This window comes from Cellulosimicrobium sp. CUA-896 (assembly GCF_001942335.1).
Classification (GTDB): Bacteria; Actinomycetota; Actinomycetes; order Actinomycetales; family Cellulomonadaceae; genus Cellulosimicrobium.
On the sequence record NZ_MKKH01000011.1, the window covers coordinates 80,960 to 104,015 of the forward strand.

General features: G+C 75.0%; 16 protein-coding genes and 5 pseudogenes. 17 read left to right on the forward strand and 4 right to left on the reverse strand.

The window, feature by feature from the left end:
* Positions 1 to 140 precede the first annotated feature (140 nt).
* The 3 genes from BJF88_RS04920 to BJF88_RS23090 form a co-directional block, all read right to left on the reverse strand.
* Entirely contained in the window at positions 141 to 650 is a 510-nt protein-coding gene (locus tag BJF88_RS04920) for a type II toxin-antitoxin system PemK/MazF family toxin (RefSeq protein ID WP_075827981.1), read from the reverse strand.
* Between the two features lie 83 nt (positions 651 to 733).
* A complete protein-coding gene (locus BJF88_RS21290) occupies positions 734 to 961 on the reverse strand; it encodes a hypothetical protein (protein WP_255371776.1) in 228 nt (75 codons plus the stop codon).
* The gene (locus BJF88_RS23090) at positions 958 to 2,067 is read right to left on the reverse strand and encodes a DJ-1/PfpI/YhbO family deglycase/protease (protein WP_369824489.1); all 1,110 of its coding nucleotides are present in this window, start codon (positions 2,065 to 2,067) and stop codon (positions 958 to 960) included. The genes BJF88_RS21290 and BJF88_RS23090 overlap by 4 nt, the downstream gene beginning before the upstream one ends.
* Before the next feature lie 175 nt (positions 2,068 to 2,242).
* On the opposite strand from BJF88_RS23090, the pseudogene lepA reads away from it, so the two are divergent.
* The 4 genes and pseudogenes from lepA to BJF88_RS04950 all read left to right on the forward strand — a co-directional run bounded on the left by lepA (position 2,243) and on the right by BJF88_RS04950 (position 7,629).
* Positions 2,243 to 4,121, forward strand: a pseudogene (gene lepA / locus BJF88_RS04935) (translation elongation factor 4).
* A 7-nt stretch (positions 4,122 to 4,128) separates the two neighbouring features.
* A pseudogene (hemW, locus tag BJF88_RS04940) lies at positions 4,129 to 5,446 on the forward strand (radical SAM family heme chaperone HemW).
* A 164-nt stretch (positions 5,447 to 5,610) separates the two neighbouring features.
* Positions 5,611 to 6,519, forward strand: coding sequence for a hypothetical protein (locus BJF88_RS04945; protein ID WP_075827982.1), 909 nt, complete (start codon positions 5,611 to 5,613; stop codon positions 6,517 to 6,519).
* A gap of 144 nt (positions 6,520 to 6,663) precedes the next feature.
* On the forward strand, positions 6,664 to 7,629 hold the full coding sequence (locus BJF88_RS04950) for a hypothetical protein (RefSeq protein ID WP_158068880.1): 966 nt from the start codon (positions 6,664 to 6,666) through the stop codon (positions 7,627 to 7,629).
* A gap of 16 nt (positions 7,630 to 7,645) precedes the next feature.
* On the opposite strand, the gene BJF88_RS04955 is transcribed toward BJF88_RS04950, so the two are convergent.
* Positions 7,646 to 8,512: a DUF3097 domain-containing protein gene (locus BJF88_RS04955; protein ID WP_075827984.1), complete on the reverse strand. Its 867-nt coding sequence runs from the start codon at positions 8,510 to 8,512 to the stop codon at positions 7,646 to 7,648.
* Positions 8,513 to 8,629: 117 nt separating this feature from the next.
* Between BJF88_RS04955 and BJF88_RS04960 the strand changes: the two genes are divergently transcribed.
* The 13 genes and pseudogenes from BJF88_RS04960 (at position 8,630) to BJF88_RS21295 (ending at position 23,040) form a co-directional block, all read left to right on the forward strand.
* Complete coding sequence (locus BJF88_RS04960; protein ID WP_255371763.1) at positions 8,630 to 10,036, forward strand: MFS transporter; 1,407 nt, start codon at positions 8,630 to 8,632, stop codon at positions 10,034 to 10,036.
* 96 nt (positions 10,037 to 10,132) lie between these two features.
* Complete coding sequence (gene hrcA / locus BJF88_RS04965) at positions 10,133 to 11,149, forward strand: heat-inducible transcriptional repressor HrcA (RefSeq protein ID WP_083648881.1); 1,017 nt, start codon at positions 10,133 to 10,135, stop codon at positions 11,147 to 11,149.
* Positions 11,150 to 11,240: 91 nt separating this feature from the next.
* Positions 11,241 to 12,364, forward strand: a pseudogene (dnaJ, locus tag BJF88_RS04970) (molecular chaperone DnaJ).
* Between the two features lie 28 nt (positions 12,365 to 12,392).
* On the forward strand, positions 12,393 to 13,205 hold the full coding sequence (locus tag BJF88_RS04975; RefSeq protein WP_075827987.1) for a 16S rRNA (uracil(1498)-N(3))-methyltransferase: 813 nt from the start codon (positions 12,393 to 12,395) through the stop codon (positions 13,203 to 13,205).
* A 69-nt stretch (positions 13,206 to 13,274) separates the two neighbouring features.
* Positions 13,275 to 13,629 (forward strand): annotated as a pseudogene (locus BJF88_RS04980) (HIT domain-containing protein).
* A gap of 133 nt (positions 13,630 to 13,762) precedes the next feature.
* The gene (locus BJF88_RS04985; protein ID WP_075828055.1) at positions 13,763 to 14,863 is read left to right on the forward strand and encodes a PhoH family protein; all 1,101 of its coding nucleotides are present in this window, start codon (positions 13,763 to 13,765) and stop codon (positions 14,861 to 14,863) included.
* A complete protein-coding gene (gene ybeY, locus BJF88_RS04990) occupies positions 14,860 to 15,312 on the forward strand; it encodes an rRNA maturation RNase YbeY (protein WP_075827988.1) in 453 nt (150 codons plus the stop codon). The genes BJF88_RS04985 and ybeY overlap by 4 nt, the downstream gene beginning before the upstream one ends.
* Positions 15,309 to 16,502, forward strand: a pseudogene (locus tag BJF88_RS18075) (hemolysin family protein); the annotation flags it as partial. The gene ybeY and the pseudogene BJF88_RS18075, both read left to right, overlap by 4 nt.
* 157 nt (positions 16,503 to 16,659) lie before the next feature.
* On the forward strand, positions 16,660 to 17,646 hold the full coding sequence (gene era / locus BJF88_RS05015) for a GTPase Era (protein ID WP_075827989.1): 987 nt from the start codon (positions 16,660 to 16,662) through the stop codon (positions 17,644 to 17,646).
* A 57-nt stretch (positions 17,647 to 17,703) separates the two neighbouring features.
* Complete coding sequence (locus BJF88_RS05020) at positions 17,704 to 19,377, forward strand: prolyl oligopeptidase family serine peptidase (RefSeq protein WP_075827990.1); 1,674 nt, start codon at positions 17,704 to 17,706, stop codon at positions 19,375 to 19,377.
* A gap of 36 nt (positions 19,378 to 19,413) precedes the next feature.
* A complete protein-coding gene (locus tag BJF88_RS05025) occupies positions 19,414 to 20,904 on the forward strand; it encodes a PQQ-binding-like beta-propeller repeat protein (protein ID WP_075827991.1) in 1,491 nt (496 codons plus the stop codon).
* A 113-nt stretch (positions 20,905 to 21,017) separates the two neighbouring features.
* Positions 21,018 to 22,064: a hypothetical protein gene (locus BJF88_RS05030; protein ID WP_075827992.1), complete on the forward strand. Its 1,047-nt coding sequence runs from the start codon at positions 21,018 to 21,020 to the stop codon at positions 22,062 to 22,064.
* A 163-nt stretch (positions 22,065 to 22,227) separates the two neighbouring features.
* Complete coding sequence (locus BJF88_RS21295) at positions 22,228 to 23,040, forward strand: hypothetical protein (protein ID WP_075827994.1); 813 nt, start codon at positions 22,228 to 22,230, stop codon at positions 23,038 to 23,040.
* Positions 23,041 to 23,056 lie beyond the last annotated feature (16 nt).

A 23,056-nucleotide genomic window follows, 5' to 3' on the forward strand; every position in this document is an offset into this window, starting at 1 on the left:
GGGGAACCCGTGGAGAGGTGCTGGAGCTGTGCCCGCCGACCTGGGCGGACACGCGACCATCGAGACTACCAGCCGGGGACCGCGCGGAGCCAGTCGGTGGGCGGGCGGGTCCCCACGGGTGCGGGGAGGTCACCGGCGGGTCAGCGGTGCGCGGCGATCCCGGCGACGACCCGGTCGAACACCGCGCGTCCCACGACGGCGCCCTCGCGGCGCACCGCGCCCGGGTCCACGCGGATCACGCGGTCGAGCCGCACCTCGCTCTCGCGCCCCTGCGCGTCCCACGGGCCGGAGCCGATGTCGAGCCAGTGCCGGCCCCAGCGCGCCTCGTCGCGCGCGTCGCGCGAGTGGTCCTTGCTCGACAGCATCACGCCGAGCAGCCACGGGCCGTCCGTCCCGACGAGCAGGACGGGGCGGTCCTTGCCGCGGCCGTGGTCCTCCTCGTACGGCACCCACGTCCACACGATCTCGCCCGGGTCCGCGGCGCCGTCGAGGCGGGGCGCGTACCGCGCGCGCACGGGGCCGGCGTAGTCGCCCGGGTACGCCGGTGCCGCGGCGGTCGGGCGGCGCCGGGCGCCGGACGGGCGGACCACCCGGCGCGCGACCGCGCGCGCCGTCCCGGCGAGGAGCCCGAGCCATCGGTTGCGTGCCACGCGGGCAATCTACCCGGCGTGCGCCCGGCTCGGCCGGCGGTCGGACCCCGCCTCGCCGGCGCTCGGTCGTGCAGCCCTGGGCCTCAGGGGGTGAGGCGCGCCGCGAGCGCGGTGCGCAGCGCCGCGGCGTCGCCCTCGACCGCGAGCCCGTCGGCGTGGTCGGGCGCGACACGCCGCCAGAGCACGAGCGCGAGCGCCTGGGCCGGTCCGCTCGCACGCACGGCAGGGGCGACGTCGTCGCGCGCACCGAGCACCCAGCTCGCCCGGGCGTCCTCGGCCACGAGCGCGACGGGACGCTCGAGCGGGGTCATCCTCCCGAGCCGCACCTGCCGCGGCTGCAGCACCGTGACGACCTCGTCGACGGTGTCCGCCCACACCGCGGGCGGGACGTCGCCGACCCTGCGGCCGGACGCCGCGCGCAGGTCGTGCAGGTGGACGAGGGTCTCGTGCGCCTGGCGACGGTGCCAGAACCGCACGGTCGACGCCGGGTCGCCCGGCTCGAGGAGCGTCCACGCCCGGGCGCGGGATCCAGCTCGTCGAGCGTCGCGCGCAGCTCCGCCGCGTGCTCGGCGTAGAACGGGGCGAGGTCGAACGGCCCGCGACCGAGCGGCGTCTCCTGCCTGCGCCTCGCCTGGCCGGCGGCCCAGTGGTGGATGCGGCCCAGGTGCTCGACGAGGTTCCGCGCACGCCACCGGCCGCAGGCCGGGACGGGGGCGCGCGGGTCGGTGCCCGGCACGTCGGCGAGGAACGCGGACTGGAACCTGCCGAGGAGCGCGCGGTGGTCGAGCGAGGCGTCCATGGGCGCCATCCTGCCCGCACCCACCCACCCGCTCGGCCGCGGTGACGCGGGCGCGGCCTCAGGCGGCGGCGAGGACCGAGTCCACCTCGCGCAGGAACGCGTCCAGGTCGCCCGGGTTGCGCGACGTGACGAGCGTGTAGCCTCGTCGTCGCGCACGACCTCGCGGTCGACCCACGCCCCGCCCGCGTTGAGCACGTCCGTCTCGAGCGACGGGTAGCTCGTGAGCGTCTTGCCCTCGACGGCCGCGGTCTCCACGAGCGCCCACGGCCCGTGGCAGATCGCGGCGACCGGCTTGCCCGCGGCCGTGAACGCCCGCACGATCTCCATCGCCTCGTCCTGCAGGCGCAGCGTGTCCGCGTTCACGGTCCCGCCGGGGACGAGCAGGAGGTCGTACGCGGACGCGTCGGCGTCGGCGAGGGTCCGGGTGGGCGTCACCGTGCGGCCGGGGTCCTTGTCGCCGACCACGGTCTGCACGTCGTCCGTGGACGTCGCCGCGACGTCCACCTCGACACCTTCGCCGCGCAGGTGCTCCAGGGGGACGACCAGCTCGTCCTGCTCGACGCCGTAGTTCGTGACGATCGCGAGCACGCGGCGGCCGGTGAGGTCCGATGCGGGCACGGGCTTCTCCTCTCGTCGGGTCCGCGGCCGGGACGGGTGGCCCGGCGCGGTCCTCCTCACGCTAGGCGCGGCGTCGTCGGCTCGCAGCGCGAGGTCGCGGTACCGGCCACGGCGGGGGTCCGTGGGAGAATGGCCGGCAGACCCCCGCAGACCACGTCACAGGAGCGCACCCGCGTTGTCCCCGATCCCCAGCGCCGACCTGAGCGCCCGCATCCAGCCGGCTGCGACGCCGCCCGAGCTGATCCGGAACTTCTGCATCATCGCGCACATCGACCACGGCAAGTCGACGCTCGCCGACCGCATGCTGCAGCTCACCGGCGTCGTCGAGCCCCGCGCGATGCGCGCGCAGTACCTCGACCGGATGGACATCGAGCGCGAGCGCGGCATCACCATCAAGTCGCAGGCCGTGCGCATGCCCTGGCAGGTGGGCGACAGCCCCCACGCGCTCAACATGATCGACACCCCGGGGCACGTCGACTTCACCTACGAGGTGTCGCGTTCGCTCGCCGCGTGCGAGGGGGCGGTGCTGCTCGTCGACGCCGCGCAGGGCATCGAGGCGCAGACCCTCGCGAACCTCTACCTCGCGATGGAGAACGAGCTCGAGATCATCCCCGTGCTCAACAAGATCGACCTGCCGGCCGCGCAGCCCGAGAAGTACGCGGAGGAGCTCGCGGGTCTCGTCGGCGGCGACCCGGACGACGTGCTCAAGGTCTCCGGCAAGACGGGCGAGGGCGTCGAGGCGCTGCTCGACCGGATCGTCGAGCGCGTCCCGGCGCCCGTCGGGGACGCGGACGCCGCGGCCCGCGCGATGATCTTCGACTCGGTCTACGACACCTACCGCGGGGTGGTGACGTACGTCCGCGTGGTCGACGGCAGCCTCAACCCGCGCGAGCGCATCGCCATGATGTCGACGCGCGCGACGCACGAGCTGCTCGAGATCGGCGTCATCTCGCCCGAGCCGATCCCCACGAAGGGACTCGCGTCGGGGAGGTCGGCTACCTCATCACGGGCGTGAAGGACGTGCGCCAGTCGAAGGTGGGCGACACGGTGACGAACGCCGCCAAGCCGGCCGACGAGGCGCTGGGCGGGTACTCCGACCCCAAGCCCATGGTGTTCTCGGGCCTGTACCCGATCGACGGGTCCGACTACCCGGTGCTGCGCGACGCGCTCGACAAGCTCAAGCTCAACGACGCCGCGCTCAACTACGAGCCGGAGACGTCGGTCGCGCTCGGTTTCGGCTTCCGGGTCGGCTTCCTCGGGCTGCTGCACCTGGAGATCGTGCGCGAGCGCCTGGAGCGCGAGTTCGACCTCGACCTCATCTCGACGGCGCCGAACGTCTCTACGACGTCACGCTCGAGGACCGCACGGTCGTCAAGGTGACGAACCCGTCGGAGTTCCCCGCCGGGAAGATCAAGGACGTCCAGGAGCCCGTCGTGCGCGCGACGATCCTGACCCCGAGCGAGTTCGTCGGCACCGTCATGGGGCTGTGCAACGACCGGCGCGGCCAGATGCTCGGCATGGACTACCTGTCGGAGGACCGCGTCGAGCTGCGGTTCACCCTGCCGCTCGCCGAGATCGTCTTCGACTTCTTCGACCAGCTCAAGTCGCGCACCCGCGGGTACGCGTCGCTCGACTACGAACCCTCGGGCGACCAGGTGGCCGACCTCGTCAAGGTCGACATCCTGCTCCAGGGCGAGCAGGTCGACGCGTTCAGCGCGATCGTGCACAAGGACAAGGCGTACGACTACGGCGTGATGATGACCGCCAAGCTCAAGGAGATCATCCCGCGCCAGCAGTTCGAAGTCCCGATCCAGGCGGCCGTCGGGGCGCGGGTCATCGCGCGCGAGACGGTGCGCGCGATCCGCAAGGACGTCCTCGCCAAGTGCTACGGCGGCGACATCAGCCGCAAGCGCAAGCTGCTCGAGAAGCAGAAGGAGGGCAAGAAGCGCATGAAGAACATCGGGTCCGTCGAGGTCCCGAAGGACGCCTTCATCGCCGCGCTCTCCTCCGACTCCGCGGGCGGCAAGGAGACGAAGGACAAGTCCAAGAAGTGAGGCCCTCGTGAGCCCGGCGCTGCCCGACGGCGAGCCGGTGCCCGCCGACGGCGCGCTCCCCGCCTGGGTGGGCGCCCGGACGGGGAGAGCCTGACGCCGGAGCGCGGGTTCGGCGTCTACCTGCACGTCCCGTTCTGCTCGGTGCGCTGCGGGTACTGCGACTTCAACACCTACACGGCGTCCGAGCTCGGAGGCGGGGCGGACCAGGCCGCGTACGCGACGACGGCGCTGCGGGAGGTCGGCCTCGCGCAGCGCGTCCTGCACGAGGCGGGCGTCCCCGAGCGGCCGGTGTCGACCGTGTTCGTCGGGGGCGGCACGCCCACCATGCTCCCGGCACGGGACCTCGCGCGCCTGCTCGACGGCGTCCGGTCGGCCTGGGGACTCGCGCCGGACGCCGAGGTCACGACCGAGGCCAACCCGGACTCCGTCACGCCGGAGTCGCTCGCCGAGCTCGCGGCGGCGGGCTTCACGCGCGTCTCGTTCGGCATGCAGTCGGCCGTGCCGCACGTCCTCGCGACGCTCGAGCGCACCCACGACCCGCGCCGCATCCCCGACGTCGTGCGCTGGGCGACCGGCGCGGGCCTCAAGGTCTCGCTCGACCTCATCTACGGCACGCCGGGGGAGAGCCTCGACGACTGGCGCACGAGCCTCGAGGTGGCGCTCGCGACGGGCGTGGACCACGTCTCGGCGTACGCGCTCGTCGTCGAGCCCGGGACGAAGATGGCCGCCCAGGTGCGCCGCGGGGAGATCGCCCTGCCGAGCGACGACGACCAGGCGACGAAGTACGAGCTCGCGGACGAGCTGCTCACCGCGGCCGGGCTGACCTGGTACGAGGTCAGCAACTGGGCGCGCACCGACGACGACCGCTGCCGCCACAACCTCGCGTACTGGCGCGGCGACGACTGGTGGGGGATCGGTCCGGGCGCGCACTCGTACGTGGCCGCGCAGGGCGCCGCCGCCGGGACCGGCACGGAGGCGGTCGACGCGGCGCGTGCGTCGTCACCGGACGCCCGGGTCGGGGTGCGCTGGTGGAACGTCAAGCACCCCCGTCGCTACGCGGCGCTCCTGGAGGCCGGGACGAGCCCCGCGGCGGGCCGCGAGCTCCTCACGCACGACGAGGGCCTGCTCGAGCAGGTCATGCTGCAGGTCCGGCTGCGCGAGGGCCTCGACCTGTCCGTCCTCGCCCCGGGCGGTCGCCGTGCCGTCGCAGGGCTCGTCGCGCGCGGCCTGCTCGACGGGCGGCAGCGGTCCGGGGCCGCGGCGTGCTCACGCTGCGCGGACGGCTGCTCGCCGACACGGTCGTGCGCGAGCTCACCGACGCCTGACCCGCGGGTGACATCTCGGTCGCGCACCGCAGACCCCTGGCGCTCCCCGCCGAATCCCGACAGGGTGGACCCGATCGCGATCTGCACGGTTCGCACAGGTCCTCCACACCTGCTTCGCGCCGTCGCCGCACCGCGGTCCGACCGACCCCCGACGAGGAGACGCGATGAGCGACACGAGCGCCGGCGGACCGCCGCGCGACGACGACCCCTACCGCCCGCACGACGGCACAGGGCCCGAGGCGCAGCAGCCGTACGGCCAGCAGCCGGGCCAGCAGCAGCCGTACGGCCAGCAGCAGCCGTACGGTCAGCAGCAGCCGTACGGTCAGCCGGGGTACCCGCCGGGGCAGCCCTCCGGGCAGCCCGGCTACCCGCCGCCCGGGTCGCCGTACGGCCCGGGGGACCAGCCGGTGCAGATCGGCGAGGCGTTCAACTACGGGTGGAACAGGTTCACGCAGAACGCCGGCGCGATCATCGGCGGCGTGCTCGCCTGGGCGGCCGCGCTCCTCGTGCTCAGCCTGGTCTTCTTCTTCGTCCTCGTCGGGACGGCGACCACGAGCGTCGACCCGGTGACGGACGAGCTCTCGACCGCGGGCGGGCTCGCGTTCGGGTTCACGACGTTCCTGTACATCGCCGTCGTCGGCGTGCTCGCGCTGTTCGTGCAGGCGGTCGTCGTCAACGTCTCGCTGCTCGTCACGCGCGGGAAGAAGATCGAGCTCGCCGACTTCTTCCGCGTGCCGAACCTGCTCAACGTGATCCTCGCGGCGCTGCTCATCGGCATCGGCGTCGGCATCCTCAGCGTCACGATCGTCGGCGGGATCGTCCTCGCGTTCTTCGCCCAGTTCACGCTGTTCTACGTCATCGACAAGGACCTCGGCGTCCTCGACGCGATCAAGGCGAGCTTCTCCGTGGTGAGCAAGAACCTCGGCACGGTGGTCGTGCTCTTCCTCGGCGTCTACGTGGCGCAGCTCATCGGCACGCTCCTGTGCTACGTCGGGCTTCTGGTCGCCCTGCCCGTGGCGCAGATCGCGACCGCGTACGTCTACCGCCGGCTCAACCACGAGCAGCCCGCCTGACGGCATGTCGCCCGTGCGGGAGGCTTCCGCGCGCCGGTCACGTGCCGGGCGCGGGCGCCTCCCTCCCTGGTGTGGAGGTGCGCGCCGGCGCGGCACGCCGTCCACGGCCCGCACCGGCCCGAGCCCAGGAACGAGGTGGCCACCATGACGCAGGACCCCGCCGGCCCCGGGAACGCGCAGCCCAACGGCGAAGACCGCCGGGACGCACCACCGCCTCAGGGGCCCACGGCCGGCCCCGACCCCGCGGCCGCGCCGTACGGCCAGGGCGGCACGCCCGCCCAGCCGGGTGCCGCGTACCCGCCCGCAGGAAGCCCGTACCCGCCCGCAGGCGGACCGTACCCGTCGGCAGGAGGCCCGTACCCGTCGGCGGCAGGTGGTCCGTACCCGGGCACCGGGCCCGCCTACCCGCCCCAGCAGGGGAGTCCCGGTCCCGGCGGCTACGCGGGTCCGCCGTTCCGGGTGGGCGAGGCGGTGTCGTACGGCTGGCGCGCGGTCACGTCGAACCTCGGGCCCTGGATCGTCGTCGCCCTGATCTTCCTCGCGGTCAACGTGGCGTGGAACCTCATCACCGGGGGCTTCTCGCAGCTCTGGGACTCGTACGACGACAACGGCGCCAGCGTCGCCGCCGTCACCGGCCTGACGTTCACCAGCGTGCTCCTGTCCGTCATCGGCACGATCGTCGGCTACCTGATCACGGCGTTCTTCACCCGCGGCGCGCTGGACGAGACCGCGGGTCGTCGACCGGACGTCGCGGCGTTCTTCCGCATCAGCAACGTCGTCCACGTCGTGCTCGCGGCGGTGCTCGTGACGATCCTCACCACGGTCGGCCTGGTCCTGTGCATCCTGCCCGGGCTCGCGGTGATCGTGTTCTCCGCGTTCGTCTACAACTTCACGCTCGACCGCCAGCAGGACGCGATCGCGGCGATCCGGTCGAGCTGGTCGCTCGTCGCGAAGAGCTTCGGCACGGTGCTGCTGCTCCTGCTCGCCCTGCTCGGCATCAACATCCTGGGGGCCATCCCGCTCGGCCTCGGGCTGTTCGTCACGATCCCGCTCAGCTACGTCGCCGTCGCGTTCGCCTACCGCCGACTCCTCGGCGAGCAGCCCGCCTGACCGGGCGAGGTCGGCGTCAGCCGGTCGGGGCGGTGACGAAGTCGATGAGCTCCTCCACGCGGCCGAGCAGCGACGGCTCGAGGTCGGCGTAGGTGCGCACGGTGCCGAGGATGCGCTGCCAGGCGCGGGCGACGTCGGCCTGCGACCCCGCGGGCCAGCCGAGCTCGCGCAGGATGCCGCGCTTCCACTCGGTGCCGCGCTCGATCACGGGCCACCGCTGCAGCCCGACGCGCGCCGGCTTGACCGCCTCCCACACGTCGACGTACGGGTGGCCGAGCACGAGCACAGTGCCCGCCGGGACGGTCCGCAGGGCGGCGTCGGCGATCCGTCGCTCCTTGCTGCCCGGCACGAGGTGGTCGACGAGCACGCCCACGCGGCGCTGCGGCGTCGGGCCGAACTCCGCGAGCGCCTCGGCGAGGTTGTCCACGCCGTCGAGGAGCTCGACGACGACGCCCTCGACGCGCAGGTCGTCGCCCCAGACCTTCTCGACGAGCTCGGCGTCGTGCTTGCCCTCGACCCAGATCCGGCTGCCGCGCGCGACGCGCGCACGCTGCCCGGCGACGGCGCGCGAGCCGGAGGCGGTGCGGGCCGGGGCGGCCGGTGCGCGCGACGTCACGGGGACGGTGAGCTCGACCGGCGCGCCGTCGACCCAGAAGCCCGGACCGAGCGGGAACGAGCGGGTGCGACCGCGGCGGTCCTCGAGCACCACGACGTGCATGCCGCCGGACTTCTCGACGCGCACGACCGCGCCCACCCAGCCCGTCTGCACCTCCTCGACGACGAGCCCGCGCTCCGCGGGCTGCGGCCGGGAGACGGGCCGGGCACGGTGGTGGGCGGCGGCGGGGCCGCCGAGGACGTCGGAGCCGTAGCGGTCGGTGGGCACGGCGACACCCTAGGATCGCCGCGCCGTGCACGCGCGGACCGACGCGCGGGAGGCCGCACCGGGTGGTACGACGGACCGGTGACGCGGACCCCGGGAGACGATCGGCGACGCTGGCACGTGCTGTGGGTCTGCCTCGCGGTGGGTTTCGTGACGACGCTCGACGTGTCCATCGTCAACGTGGCGCTGCCCTCGATCGAGGAGTCCCTCGACGCGGGCCCGACCCAGCTGCAGCTCGTCGTCGCGGGGTACACGCTCGCGTTCGGCCTCGCGCTGGTGCCGGCGGGGCGTCTCGGCGACGCCGGCGGGCGGCGACGGCTGTTCATCGCGGGGCTCGTCGGGTTCGCGCTCTTCAGCCTCGCCTCGGGGCTCGCGCCGGACGGCACGCTCCTCGGCGCGGCGCGACTGCTCCAGGGGGTGAGCGCCGGCCTGCTCAACCCCCAGGTCGTGGGACTGATCCAGCAGTTGTTCTCGGGCCCCGAGCGGGGGCGTGCCTTCGGCATGTTCGGCGCGACGATCGGCGTCTCGACGGCGCTCGGCCCGGTGCTGGGCGGGGTGATCATCGCGCTCGCGGGCCCGGAGACCGGGTGGCGCTGGGTGTTCCTCGTCAACATCCCGGTGATCGCGGTGCTGCTGCCCTTCGCGTGGCGCCTCGTGCCCAGGTCGGTGGTGCGCGGCGGGCCGCGGCGGCTCGACGTGGTCGGGCTCGTCCTGCTGGCGCTCGCGACGGTCGGGGTCATGCTCCCGTTCGTCACGACGACCGGTGTCGACGACGACCCGTCGCGGTGGTGGTGGCTCGCGCTCGGCGTCGGGGGCGCGGCCGTCGCCGCCGTCTGGGAGCGCCGCTACCAGCGGCGCGTCGGCGCCGCGGTGCTCGACCCGCAGGTCCTCGGGCTGTCGTCGTTCCGCAACGGGGCCCTGCTCGGGACCGCGTACTTCGCCGGGTTCACCGGCATCTTCCTCGTGGTCACGCTGCACCTGCAGGACGACGTGGGGTACACGCCGTTGCAGGCCGGTCTCGTCGGCACGCCCTTCGCGGTCGCGTCGGGGGTCTCGGCGTGGCTGTCGGGGCGCGCGGTCGCCCGCTGGGGGCGTCCGCTCGTCGTCCTGGGCCTCGGCCTGGTCCTCGCCGGGACCGTGACGGCGGACCTGCTCGTGCGCACGCTCGACGACGAGCCGGGCGTCGTCGGCCCGGCGCTCGCCGGCGCGCTCCTCGTCGCGGGGGCGGGCAGCGGCATGGTCATCGCGCCGAACCAGACGCTCGCCCTCGCGCAGGTCCCGGTCGGCAGCGCGGGCGTCGCCGGGAGCATGATCCAGGTCGGGCAGCGCGTCGGCTCGGCGGTGGGCGTCTCGGTCATCCTCTCCGTCTACTACGGCGGGCTCGCGAGCGGCGACGACGGCGCCGTCGCCTCGAGCCGCGCGATGCTCGTGACCATCGGGTTCGTCGCGGCCGCCCTGCTGGTCGGCGTGGTCGACCTGCGTTCGCGGCGAGCGGAGCGTCGCGGGACGACCGCGCCGGACGCGTAGGATTAGCACTCGGGGTCCGAGAGTGCCGACCCTGCCCCGACCGCGCCCCCGGAGGGCGCGCCAGGTCGGGTGCACGCGAGTACGCGGGAGGTGGACGTGAGCGAGGAGCGCCGGCTCGAGGTCCTGCGGGCGATCGTCGAGGACTACGTCCTCACGCGCGAGCCCGTGGGGTCGCGCGTGCTGACGGAGCGCCACGACCTCGGCGTCTCGCCCGCGACCATCCGCAACGACATGGCCGCGCTCGAGGAGGCCGGGTTCATCGCCCAGCCGCACACCTCGGCGGGGCGCGTCCCGACGGACAAGGGCTACCGGCTGTTCGTCGACCGCCTCTCGGGCGTCAAGCCGCTGTCGGCGCCGGAGAAGCGGGCGATCGAGACGTTCCTGTCCGAGGGGGTCGACCTCGACGACGTCATCGCGCGGGCGGGCCGCCTGCTCGCGCACCTGACCGGGCAGGTCGCCGTCGTGCAGTACCCGTCGCTGCGGCGGTCGGGCCTGCGTCACCTCGAGCTCGTCCCGCTGGGCGCCGCACGCCTGCTCGTCGTCATCATCACGGACACGGGGCGCGTCGAGCAGCGCACGCTCGAGGTCACGAGCGTGCCCGACGAGGGCACGCTCGCCCAGGTGCGCGCCCGGCTCAACGCGGCCGCCGCCGGCAAGCGGCTCGCCGAGCTGACCCTGGGGTTCGCGCACGTCGCCGAGACGTTCCACCCCGACGACGCGCCGCTCGTGCGGGCGGTGGGCGAGCTCGTCGCGCAGACGCTCGCCGAGGAGAGCGAGGAGCGTCTCGTCCTCGCCGGGACGGCGAACCTCGCGCGGGCCGGCATGCGGTTCGAGCACGCGCTGCGGCCCGTCCTCGAGGCCCTCGAGGAGCAGGTCGTGCTGCTCGGCCTGCTCACGGAGATGGCCGCGGAGTCGGGGGTGAGCGTGCGCATCGGCCACGAGACCCAGCTCGAGGGGCTGGCGGAGACGTCCGTCGTGACGACCGGTTACGGTAACGACGGCGACACGGTGGCCCTGGTCGGCTCGATCGGCCCCACGCGCATGGACTACCCCGGGACCATCGCCGCGGTGCGCGCCGTCGCCCGCTACCTGTCGCGCGCCCTCGGCACGTGACGCGCCCCGCCCGCACACCTGTGAGCGACCCCACGACCACCGACCACGCCGGGACCGCGTCCCGGCGTCCGGCACCAGCAGAGAGTGACGTGTGAGCGACTACTACGAGATCCTCGGCGTGGCCCGCGACGCCAGCCCGGAGCAGATCAAGAAGGCGTACCGCCGGCTCGCCCGCGAGCTGCACCCCGACGTCGCGGGGGAGGACGCGGGCGACCGGTTCAAGGACGTCGCGCGTGCCTACGAGGTGCTGTCGAACCCGGAGAAGCGCCAGCAGTACGACCTCGGTGTCGACCCGAGCGGCCCCGGTGGCGGCGCGGGCGGCCCGATGGGCGGCGGCTTCGGGTTCCAGGACATCTTCGAGACGTTCTTCGGGGGCGGCCAGGCCCAGCAGGGACCCATCCCGCGGGCACGGCGCGGCCAGGACGCGCTCGTGCGCCTCGACATCGACCTCGCGGAGGCGACCTTCGCGCCCGGCGCGAGCTCCAGGTCGACACGGCCGTCGTGTGCGGCACGTGCGGCGGCTCGTGCTGCCGCCCCGGCACGTCCCCGCGCACGTGCGACGTGTGCCACGGCCGCGGCACCGTCCAGCGGGTCGCCCGCTCGTTCCTGGGGCAGGTCATGACGAGCGCGCCGTGCGCCGCGTGCCAGGGTTTCGGGACCGTCATCCCCGAGCCCTGCGCGGAGTGCTCCGGCGAGGGCCGGGTCCGCAGCCGCCGCACCGTCAACGTCACCGTGCCCGCGGGCGTCGACACCGGGACCCGCATCAAGCTCACCGCGCAGGGCGAGGTCGGGCCCGCGGGCGGGCCGGCGGGCGACCTGTACGTGGAGATCCGCGAGCGCAGCCACGACACCTTCGTGCGCCGGGGCGACGACCTGCACTGCACGCTCCAGGTCCCGATGACCGCGGCCGCGCTCGGCACGACGCTCGAGCTCGAGACGCTCGACGGTCTCCAGGAGATCGACCTGCGACCGGGCACCCAGCCCGGGCAGATCGTCACGCTGAAGAACCTCGGCGTCGGCCACCTGCACGCCGGCGGCCGCGGCGACCTCAACGTGCACATCGAGGTCCACGTGCCCACGGCGCTCGACGAGGAGCAGGAGCAGCTGCTGCGCTCGCTCGCGTCGCTGCGCGGGGAGGAGCGGCCCGAGCCCCGGCTCGCCGCCGCCCACCCGGGCGTCTTCTCGCGGCTGCGCGACAAGCTGTCGGGGCGCTGAGGATGGGACGCGTGGCCGAGGTGCCCCGGTGAGCGCGCCCGTCTTCCTCGCCGAGAGCGGCGTCGAGCACGTCGTCGCGGGCGACCGCTACGTGCTCGACGGCGCGGAGGGCCGCCACGCCGGGGTCGTGCAGCGCAAGGGGCGCGGCGAGCGCGTCGACGTGGTCGACGGGGACGGGCTGCGCCTGCGCTGCGTCGTCGAGGACGCGGACGCGGGCCGCGTCACGCTGCTCGTCCAGGAGGTCGCCGTCGACCCGGCGCCCGGCGTCGTCGTCACGCTCGTGCAGGCGCTCGCCAAGGGCGACCGCGACGAGATGGCGATCGAGGCCGCGACCGAGGTCGGCGTCGACGCCGTCGTGCCCTGGCAGGCGGAGCGCTCGGTCGTCGTGTGGCGCGGCGAGCGTGCCGCGAAGTCCCGGGCACGCTGGCTCGGCACCGTGCGCACCGCGACGAAGCAGGCCCGGCGCGCCCGGCTGCCGCGCGTGGAGCTCCCGGTGGACTCGCGCGGGCTCGCGGAGCGCGTCGGCCAGGTCGTCGCCGCCGGCGGCCGCGCGATCGTCCTGCACGAGGAGGCGACGACCGCGCTCGCCGACGTCCCGCTGCCGGCGCCGCGCCGGGGGCAGGAGCCGGGCGCCGCGGACGCCGGGCCCGGTGGCGCGCCCCAGGTCCTCGTCGTGGTCGGTCCCGAGGGCGGCATCTCCGAGAGCGAGCTCGCGGCGTTCACCGCGGCCGGCGCCGTCGCGGCGCGCCTCGGACCCCACGTGCTGCGCACGTCCACGGCCGGCCCCGTCGCGATCGCGCTGCTCGCGCAGCGGCTCGGCCGGTGGGGCGTCGAGGACTGACCCGACGGCGCCAGGGGGCTCCGTCCTCGCCCCGGGCGGCGCGGCGTCCGGTGCACTAGCCTCGGGCGCATGACGAGCACGGGCGCATCCACCGACTGTCTGTTCTGCCGCATCGTCGCGGGCGAGCTGCCCGCGGACGTCGTCGCGACGAGCGAGCGCTCGATCGCGTTCAAGGACATCGACCCGCAGGCGCCGGTGCACGTCCTCGTCGTGCCGCGCGACCACCACGGCGACATCGCGCAGCTCGCCGCCGCCGACCCGGAGCTGCTGAGCGACGTCGTCGCGCTCGCGGACGAGGTCGCGGGCGAGCTCGCGGACGGCCAGTTCCGGCTGATCTTCAACTCGGGTCCCGCGCGGGCAGAGCGTGTTCCACGTGCACGGCCACGTCGTCGCCGGCGCCGAGCTGGGCTGGTCGCCCGCCTGAGCGCGGACGGGCCGGGGGCCGGTGCGCCCTGCGTGAAAGGACGTGTCGGGGCAGCGGCGGCTCGGTACGATGGGTGGGCCGCACGGCACGCACCCTGACCCGAACGAAGGAGCGCGACGGCGCAAGCCGGCTCATGACATCCCTCCCACGAGACACCGCACCCGACGCCGCCCCCACGGGCGACCGTGCCCCCGAGCACCGGGTCGAGCACCGCATCGTCATCCCGGGTCACGTGCCGATGGTCGCGCTGCTGGGCAGCGGCGACTCCGTGCTCCGCGCCGTCGAGGACGGGTTCCCCGCCGTGGACGTGCACGTGCGCGGCAACGAGATCTCCGTGACCGGGCCCCCCGGCGAGGTCGCGCTCGCCTCGCGCCTGCTGGACGAGCTCGTCGAGGTCGTCGAGGCGGGCACGCAGCTCACCGCGGACGTGGTGCGGCGGTCGATCGGGATGCTGACCGCCGCCACCGCCTCGCGCCCGGCCGAGGTGCTGACCTTCAACATCCTGTCCAGCCGCGGCCGCACCATCCGGCCCAAGACGGTGGGGCAGAAGCACTACGTGGACGCGATCGACGCGAACACCATCACGTTCGGCATCGGCCCCGCGGGCACCGGCAAGACGTACCTCGCGATGGCCAAGGCCGTGCAGGCGCTGCAGTCCAAGCACGTCAACCGGATCATCCTCACGCGGCCGGCCGTCGAGGCCGGCGAGCGGCTCGGCTTCCTGCCGGGCTCCCTCACGGAGAAGATCGACCCGTACCTGCGGCCCCTGTACGACGCGCTGCACGACATGATCGACCCCGAGTCGATCCCCAAGCTCATCGAGGCGGGGACGATCGAGGTGGCGCCCCTGGCCTTCATGCGCGGACGCTCGCTCAACGACTCGTTCATCATCCTCGACGAGGCGCAGAACACGACGTCCGAGCAGATGAAGATGTTCCTCACGCGCCTCGGGTTCGGCTCGAGGATGGTCATCACGGGCGACGCGACGCAGGTGGACCTGCCCGGCGGCACGTCGTCCGGCCTGCGGGTCATCGAGGACGTGCTCACGGGCGTCGACGACGTCGAGTTCTGCCGCCTGACGTCGTCGGACGTGGTGCGGCACCGGCTGGTGAGCGACATCATCGACGCGTACGCGCGCTGGGACGTCGCGGCGTCCGCCGACGCGCGGGGCCGCCAGGACGACCGGCGCGGCCGCGCCGCCGACAGGGACCGACGGACGAGGAACGACAGGTGAGCATCGAGGTCAACAACGAGACCGAGGCGCAGGTCGACGAGGCGGAGTTCGCGGCGCTCGCGCGCTACGTGCTCGACGCGATGCGCGTGCACCCGCAGAGCGAGCTGTCGATCCTCTTCGTCGACACCGACGTGATGACCGAGCTGCACGTGCGGTGGATGGACGAGCCCGGCCCCACCGACGTGCTGTCGTTCCCCATGGACGAGCTGCGTCCCGGGCGCGACGGCGAGGTGTCCGGACCGGGCCAGCTCGGCGACGTCGTGCTGTGCCCCGAGGTGGCGGCGCAGCAGGCGCGCGCCGCGGGCCACTCGACCGTCGAGGAGATGCTGCTCCTGACGACCCACGGCATCCTCCACCTGCTCGGTTACGACCACGTGGAGCCGGAGGAGGAGAAGGAGATGTTCGCGCTCCAGCGCAAGCTCCTCCTGACCTTCCTCGCGGGCCGGTGAGCGGCGGACCCGTCGCGCTCCTCGCGGCGCTGACCGTCCTGGCGGCCGCCCTCGCGGCGGTGCTCAGCGCCGGGGAGTCGGCCGTGCTGCGGGTCACGCGCACCGCGGTCCTCGAGGCGACCGGCGACGACCCGGCCGGGCCCACGGGCCCGCGCGCCCGGCGGGCGCTGGCGCTGCTCGCCGACCCCGGCGCGACCGCGCGGTCGGTGGGCTTCGTGCGCGTCGTCGCGGAGGTCGCGGCGGTCACGTGCCTGACGCTGCTCGTCGCCGCCTGGCTCGACCCGTGGTGGCAGGTGCTGCTCGTCGCGCTCGTGGTGAGCGTCGTCGTCGGGCTCGTGGTGGTGCGGGCGAGCCCGCGCTCGCTCGGCCGGCGGCACGCCGTGCGCGTGCTCCTCGCGCTCTCCGGGCCGCTCACGGCGCTCGCCGGGGCGACCCGGTGGCTCACGCGGCTCGCACCCGCCCCGGACGCCGGCGCGCACGAGCGCGAGCTCCGCGACATGGTGGACCGCGTCAACGAGTCCGAGGTCATCGAGGACGAGGAGCGCGAGCTCATCCGCTCGGTGTTCGAGCTCGGCAGCACGCTCGCGCGCGAGGTCATGGTGCCGCGTACCGACATGGTCACGACGCCGCGGGACACGCCGCTGCGCAAGGTGCTCGCCCTGTTCCTGCGGTCGGGGTTCTCGCGCGTGCCGGTCACCGGCACGTCGGCCGACGACCTCGTCGGCGTCGCGTACTTCAAGGACGTCGTGCGCGTGCTGGACGCCGTGCCCGGGGAACGGGACCGACCGGTCGGCGAGGTCGCGCGGCCCGCGATCTTCGTGCCCGAGTCCAAGCCGGTGGACGACCTCCTGCGCGAGATGCAGGCGTCGGCCTCGCACATCGCGATGGTCGTCGACGAGTACGGCGGCATCGCCGGGCTGGTGACGATCGAGGACGCGCTCGAGGAGATCGTCGGGGAGCTGACCGACGAGCACGACCGGCCCGAGCCCGAGGTCGAGGACCTCGGCGACGGGCGGCTGCGCGTGCCGGCCCGGCTGGGCGTCGACGAGCTGGGCGACCTGTTCGACCTCGCCCTCGACGACGACGACGTGGACACCGCCGGCGGCCTGCTCGCCAAGGCGCTCGGGAAGGTCCCGCTGCCGGGGTCGTCCGCCGAGGTCCACGGTCTGGTGCTCGAGGCCGACCGCGTGCAGGGTCGCCGCAAGCAGCTCGCGACGCTCGTCGCGTCGCGTGCGGCGCGGCCCGCACGGACGACGAGGACACCGGCGACGAGACCGCCGTCCGTCGTCGCCCGCCCGCCCCCGCCGCGTCGTCCGACGCCGCGCGCTCCACCCCGGAGGACACCCCGTGAGCACCACCCCGTCCGAGCACCCGTCCGAGCACCCGTCCGAGCACGCACCCGAGCACCGGTCCGGCTTCGCCTGTCTCGTGGGGCGCCCCAACGCCGGCAAGTCGACGCTGACCAACGCGCTCGTCGGCCAGAAGGTCGCCATCACCTCCGGCCGGCCGCAGACGACGCGCCACACGATCCGGGGCATCGTCCACCGCGCGGACGCCCAGCTCGTCCTCGTGGACACCCCGGGGCTGCACCGACCGCGCACGCTGCTCGGCGAGCGGCTCAACGACCTCGTGCGCGAGACGTTGACGGAGGTCGACGTCATCGCTTTCTGCCTGCCCGCGGACCAGAAGATCGGCCCGGGCGACCGGTTCATCGCGAACGAGCTCGCCGAGGTCCGGCGCGGGCGGCACCGCACGCCCGTCGTCGCCGTCGTGACGAAGGCCGACCTGGTGGACCGCGGCACGCTCGCCGCGCACCTCCTCGCGGTCGACGCGCTGGGGGAGCAGGCGGGCGGGTGGGCCGACATCGTCCCGGTCTCCGCGCAGGACGGGTACCAGGTGGACGTGCTCACCGACGTGCTGGTCTCCCACCTGCCGGAGGGTCCCGAGCTCTACCCGGGCGGCGAGCTCACGGACGAGCCGGAGGCCGTCATGGTCGCCGAGCTCGTGCGGGAGGCCGCCCTCGAGGGCGTGCGCGACGAGCTCCCGCACTCGCTCGCGGTGCAGGTCGAGGAGATCGTGCCGCGCGAGGGCAGCGGCGACGAGCGGTCCGGCCGCCCGCCGTTGCTCGACGTGCGCGTCAACCTGTTCGTCGAGCGCGACAGCCAGAAGGCGATCGTCATCGGGCGCGGCGGCTCGCGCCTGCGCGACGTCGGGACGCGCGCGCGGCGCGGGATCGAGGCGCTGCTCGGCGCGCGCGTCTACCTCGACCTGCACGTGAAGGTCGCGAAGGACTGGCAGCGCGACCCCAAGCAGCTGCACCGCCTGGGCTTCTGACCGGCGGCCGCCCCGCGGGTGGCTGGCCAGGGGGGCGGCGCGACGTACGATGCCCCGGTGACGTTCCGGACCGCCGCGACGACGGCTGCTCTCGCGGTCGTGCTGGCGGTCGTCGGCGCCGTGACCGGTCCCCAGTGGGACCCGCAGCCGGTCGCCGAGCACCTCGAGCCCGCGACGTCGGACACCACGATCGGCGGGCAGCCCTCCGGCGGCGTGGACGGGATCGGGACGTACGACGTGCGCGAGACGCCCGTGACGGTCCGCCTCGACGGCACGAGCGTCGGCGGCATCCTCCGCGAGCCGGTCGGGGCCGACGGCGACCGGCCGGGCATGGTGTTCGTGCACGGCGCCGGCACGGGGAAGGCGACGGAGGCCTTCGTCGAGGTCGCGACCGAGCTCGCGAGCGCCGGCGTGGTCACGCTCGTGCCCGACAAGCGTCTCGACACCTACACGACCCGGCACCGCGACTACGCGGAGATGGCCCAGGACTACGCGCGCTCCGTGGAGCTCCTGCGCGAGCGCCCGGGCGTCGACCCGGACGCGGTGGGGGTGTACGGGGAGTCGGAGGGCACCTGGATCGTGCCGGTCATGGCGGCGCAGGACCCGCGCATCGCCTTCAGCGTGCTCGTCTCGGCGCCCGTCGTGCCGCCGCGGGAGCAGGCGGCGTTCGCCGTCGACAGCTACCTGCGCAACACGGACGTGCCGCACGGCGTGTTCCGGGCGATCCCGCGGGCCGTCGGCATGGCCATCCCCGGCGGCGGCTTCGAGTACGCGGACTTCGACGTCGAGCCGTACCTGGAGGAGCTCTCGCAGCCCGTGCTCGTCGTCTACGGCACGGCCGACCCGTCCATGCCGGTCGAGCAGGGGGCGCGCCAGGTGCTCGACGCGACCGCCGACCAGCCCGGGGCGGGGACGACGGTGCGCTACTACGACGGGGCGAACCACGGCATCAAGGTCGGCGAGGAGCTGGTGCCGCAGTTCCCGCGCGACGTCGCCGCCTGGGTGCAGTCGTTGCCGGCCAGCGCCGACGCGCCGCCCCAGGTCGCCGGGGCGCAGCCGAACCAGCAGTACCTCGCCGGCCCGGTCCCGACACCGCGGTGGCTCGGCAACGGGGACCTGTTCGTCGCCCTCGTCGTGGCCGCGGTCGGGGTGCTCGTCCTCGGCCCGCTCGTGCGGTCCGCGGCGGTGCTGGTGGGCCGGCTGCGGCGCGTCGTCGGCCGCACGGTGCGCCCGACGGGGCTTGCACCCGGCGTGCGGTGGCCGCTGCTGGCACTCGGCGTGGGCGCCATCGCGACGACGGTCGGGCTCGTCGTCTACCTGCTGGCCGTCGCGCGGCTGGCCCTCGACTACGAGAAGGACGCCTGGGTCGTGCAGGGCGGCTGGGTCGCGGTGCGGCTGGCGGGTCTCGCGACGCTCGTCGCTGCGGCGCAGCTCCTCAACCGCTGGCTCGAGCTCCGTGCCGGTCGCCGCACGGTCCGGCTCGACCACCGCCCCGGCCACGGGACGGTCGACCGCCCCGAGGACCCGGCGCGCGACGGCCCCGAGGACCCGACGGGCGACCGCCCCGAGGACCGCACCGACGACCGCCGCGGCGCGGCCGCCCACGGACCGGTCGCGGTGAGCCTCGCGCAGGGCGTCTCCGCCCGCGTGATGCTCGGCTGCGTGCTCGTCGGCACGACCGTCCTGCTCGTCGTCCTCGCGTACTGGGGCGTGTACCAGCTCGGGATCTGACACGCGCGCGGTCGGCGCCCTGCCTACAGTGGAGAGGTGAGGCGGCGTCGGCTCTCGCGGGACGACGGGGCGCGCGCCCGGGGCGGGGCAGGCGGGTCCACGGACGAGCACGCCGAACCGCTGACCGTGGAGCTCCTGGCCCTCGACCTCGACCTCGAGCCGGCGTCCGAGGCCGATCCCGCCCCGGACGGACCGCACGAGGTCGGCGGACCAGGTGACGCGGACGGCGTCGACGCGACCGGCGCCGCGCCCGGGCGGGGGAGCGGGCGGCCCGCGCACCGTGCCGCCTGGGCCGTCGTCGCGGTCCTCCTCGCCCTCGCCGGGTCGGTCGTGGCCACCACCGTGGCCGACGGCGCCCGCACCGTCGACGTCGCGGCGCTCTCCGGCGGGCTGGAGCCCCTCGGGTCCCCGCCCTCGGTCGCGTGGTCGGTCCCCGTCGACCCGCGCGGCGGCGTCGTGGTCGCACCCGGCGCGGTGGTCACGCTCGACGGTCGGCTCACCGCCCACGCGCTCGACGACGGGCGGCCGGTCTGGCGCTCGGAGCGGCTCGACGAGGCGGCGGCGTGCCTGCCGGGGCCGGAGCGCGTCGCGCAGGACGTCATCGTCTGCCTCGCCCCCGTCCGCGAGGCGGGCCGGCTCCGGCTGACGGTCGTGCGCGCGGACACCGGTCGCACGGCCGGGTCCCGGGTCGTCGACGTGGCCGGGGACGCGATCGCGCCCGTGGGCGAGGCCGACGTCGTCCGGGCGCGCCTGTCGGGCCGGGACGTCGTCGTCACCCGCGAGGACGCCGCGACGGGGGCCCCGCGGTGGGAGCGTCGGCTCGAGCACGACCGCGTCACACGGGCACGTCTGGCCGCGCGCGCGCCGCAGCCCGGCGTCGCGCTCGACGTGTCTCGCGGGGTCGTCGCGCTCGTCGCCCCGGGCGTCGTCGCGACGTTCACCGAGGACGGCGCACCGATCGAGGACGGCCAGATCTGGACCGTCGTGCGGATGCCCGACGGCCGGTACGTCGGCACCGCGTACGGGAGCGGCACGGCGAGCGTCTTCTCGGCGGACGGGCAGGAGTCGTTCCGGTTCCGGGGCCGGGCGCTCGAGGCGCCCCTCAGCGACGGATCGGTGCCGGGCGTGCTCCTCGCGAACACCTTCGGGGGCGTGGCCGGGGTCGACGCCGCGACCGGGGCTCCGGTGTGGACGCTGCCGGTCAGCGCCTACCGGGCGGTGCTGCGGCTCGACGGCCTGGCCGTGCTCGAGAGCGAGACCACGTACCACGCGGTCGACGTCGAGACCGGGCAGCAGCGGTGGGCCGTGCGGCTGCCGGACCGGGGCCGCTGGCCCGCGCTCACGGACGGGCGCTCGCTCGTCGTCACGCACGCGCGGCACGGGCGGCCGCCGGAGCTCGTCTCCCTCGCGCTCGACGACGGTGCGGTCGAGTGGCGGTGGCCCGTCCCGGACGGCACGTACCACGTCTTCACCGCGCAGGGCAGGCTCTTCCTGCTGGGCGGCGACCGGCTGACGGCCGTGTCGTGAGGACCGCCGACCGCCCGGTTGAGCCGCTCGTGATGAACCGGTAGAAACGGTCGGGGCGGTCATGCCCGGCGCGTGTGCGGCCCGCACCGTGCGACAGGCGTAGGGAGTGCACGATGACCAACGACACGGGAGCGGCCGGCGAGCCGCAGACCCAGGCGGCCGAGCCCGGGACCGGCCGGAACCCGGCGGACGCCGGAGACGCCACGCCCGGCACGCCGCCGGACGAGGAGACGCGGACCGGTCCGGCTGCCGCGCCCGGCGACCCGGACGACCGCGGGCAGGCTCCCGTCTCGCCGTTCGCCGGGATCCCGGTCAGCGACTACGTGCGCGACGGGGTCGCCGCCGTCCTGCTCCTCGTGTCGTTCGCGCTCCCGTGGGACGTCGCGCACCGGGCGTCGGACAAGGTCGAGGTCGTGCTCCTGACGATCCTGTCGCTGCTCACGCTCGCGCTGCCGTACCTGGCGCGCGCCGGCGTGCTGCCGACGACGTGGACCGTCCACACGACCCGCCGCGCCCGCCTCTTCGCCAACGCCCCGTACGTCCTGCTCGTGGCGGTCTATCTCGTCGTCGACCTCGTCGGCGGCGGCGACCTCACGGACGGGTGGGGAGGCGTCGGGTCGGCGGTCGGCCTCGGCCTCGCTGGTGCTCTCCTCGCGGCCCAGCCGCGCCAGTCCGAGCTGGGTCCCGAGGAGCTGGACCGCGACGTCTCGAGCCGGTGGCTGCGCGTCCTGGCGGTGCTCGGCGCGGTCCTCGTCGTGACGACGGTCCTGACGGTCGTGCTCACGGTCACGGGCACGGACCTCATCGGTGCCGTGGGCGTACTCCTCGTGCTGCTCGGCGCGGTGCTCGTCGTCGCGCTCGCCGGCCTGCCGACGCTCGGCACGTGGCGGCGGTCCGAGGCGGCGCGCCTCACGCTGGTCGGCCTCGGTATCGCCCTGGCCGCCACGTTCGTCCTCGGCTCCGGGAACAACGGCATCCTGACGTTCGAGAGCACGCACCTCGGCCGGTTCGGTCTCGTCCTCGTCCCCGCGCTCGCGGCCGTGGCGTCGTCCCCGGCGGTGCACCGGGCGATGACGCCGGCCCCGGCCAGCCGGACCTGGGTCGGCGTCGCGGTGCGCGGCTCGACCTCGTCGCGGTCGTCGCCGGTTACCTCGCGCTGAGCGGTGTGCTGGACCTGGCCGACGGCCGGCGTGGGGCGCCCGTCGTCCTGTCCGTCGTCCTCGGGCTGCTCGTCGTCGCGTCGCCCTGGTCGCCCGACGCTCGCTCGCGCGCGACGCCGCCACCGGGCGGCCGCTCGCCCTCGGGGCGGCGGGCGTCGTCGCCGTGCTGGGCATCGTGCTGCTCGTCGTGACCGCGAACCGGGTCCGCCTCGGCGGCGGCGTCGAGCACGTGCTGCTCGCGTTCGGCCTCCCGCTGCTCGCCGCGTACGCCCTGACGGTGCCGCGCGAAATCCGCGCGTACTTCGCCGAGCACCGGCCCGCCCCCGCGGCCACCGGTGCGGACGCGGAGCGCGCCTACGTCTGGCAGCCGCCGGCCCCGAAGGCGCCGCGGCCCGCCCGGCCGAGCGCGACCGCGGGCGCCGCCGGGGCGTACCCGACCCCCGACGCCGCCTCCGGCGCCGTGCCGGTCCAGACGATCCACCCCGAGCGCAGCGGCTACGCGGCGCGGCCCGGGCTGACGCCCGTCGACGCGCAGACCACGGCCGTCCTCCCGGCCTACCCGGACGAGGCGCAGCACGCGCCCGGCCAGCAGGGCTACGACCAGCAGGGGTACGGCCAGCAGGGGTACGGCCAGCAGGGGTACGGCCAGCAGGAGTACGGCCGGCAGGCCTCGCCGGACGAGACGGCGCCGATGCAGGCGTACGCGCCGTCGCAGGGCTCTCCCTACGCCCCGCAGCAGTACGCGAGCCCGGGGCAGACGTCGCAGGGCTTCGCGCCGCAGCAGCCCGGGTTCACCGCGGAGCAGGCGCTCGACCCGTCGACCCCGCTCGAGGTCCTCGCGCAGATCGTGCAGGACGCGCCGCACCTGCGGCCCCAGGTGGCCTCCAACCCGTCGACGTACCCCGCCCTGCTGGAGTGGCTCGGCAACCTCGGCGACCCCGCCGTCGACGCCGCGCTGCGGGCACGGCGCGGTTGATCCGCCGCCCCGCGGG

Bases quoted from the DNA above. Each gene is read 5' to 3' on its own strand.
- BJF88_RS05030 (WP_075827992.1), top strand. From the start codon at position 21,018: ATGACCAACGACACGGGAGCGGCCGGCGAGCCGCAGACCCAGGCGGCC.
- BJF88_RS21290 (WP_255371776.1), bottom strand. From the start codon at position 961: ATGACCCCGCTCGAGCGTCCCGTCGCGCTCGTGGCCGAGGACGCCCGG.
- BJF88_RS04950 (WP_158068880.1), top strand. From the start codon at position 6,664: ATGACGCAGGACCCCGCCGGCCCCGGGAACGCGCAGCCCAACGGCGAA.
- BJF88_RS04985 (WP_075828055.1), top strand. From the start codon at position 13,763: ATGACATCCCTCCCACGAGACACCGCACCCGACGCCGCCCCCACGGGC.
- BJF88_RS04945 (WP_075827982.1), top strand. From the start codon at position 5,611: ATGAGCGACACGAGCGCCGGCGGACCGCCGCGCGACGACGACCCCTAC.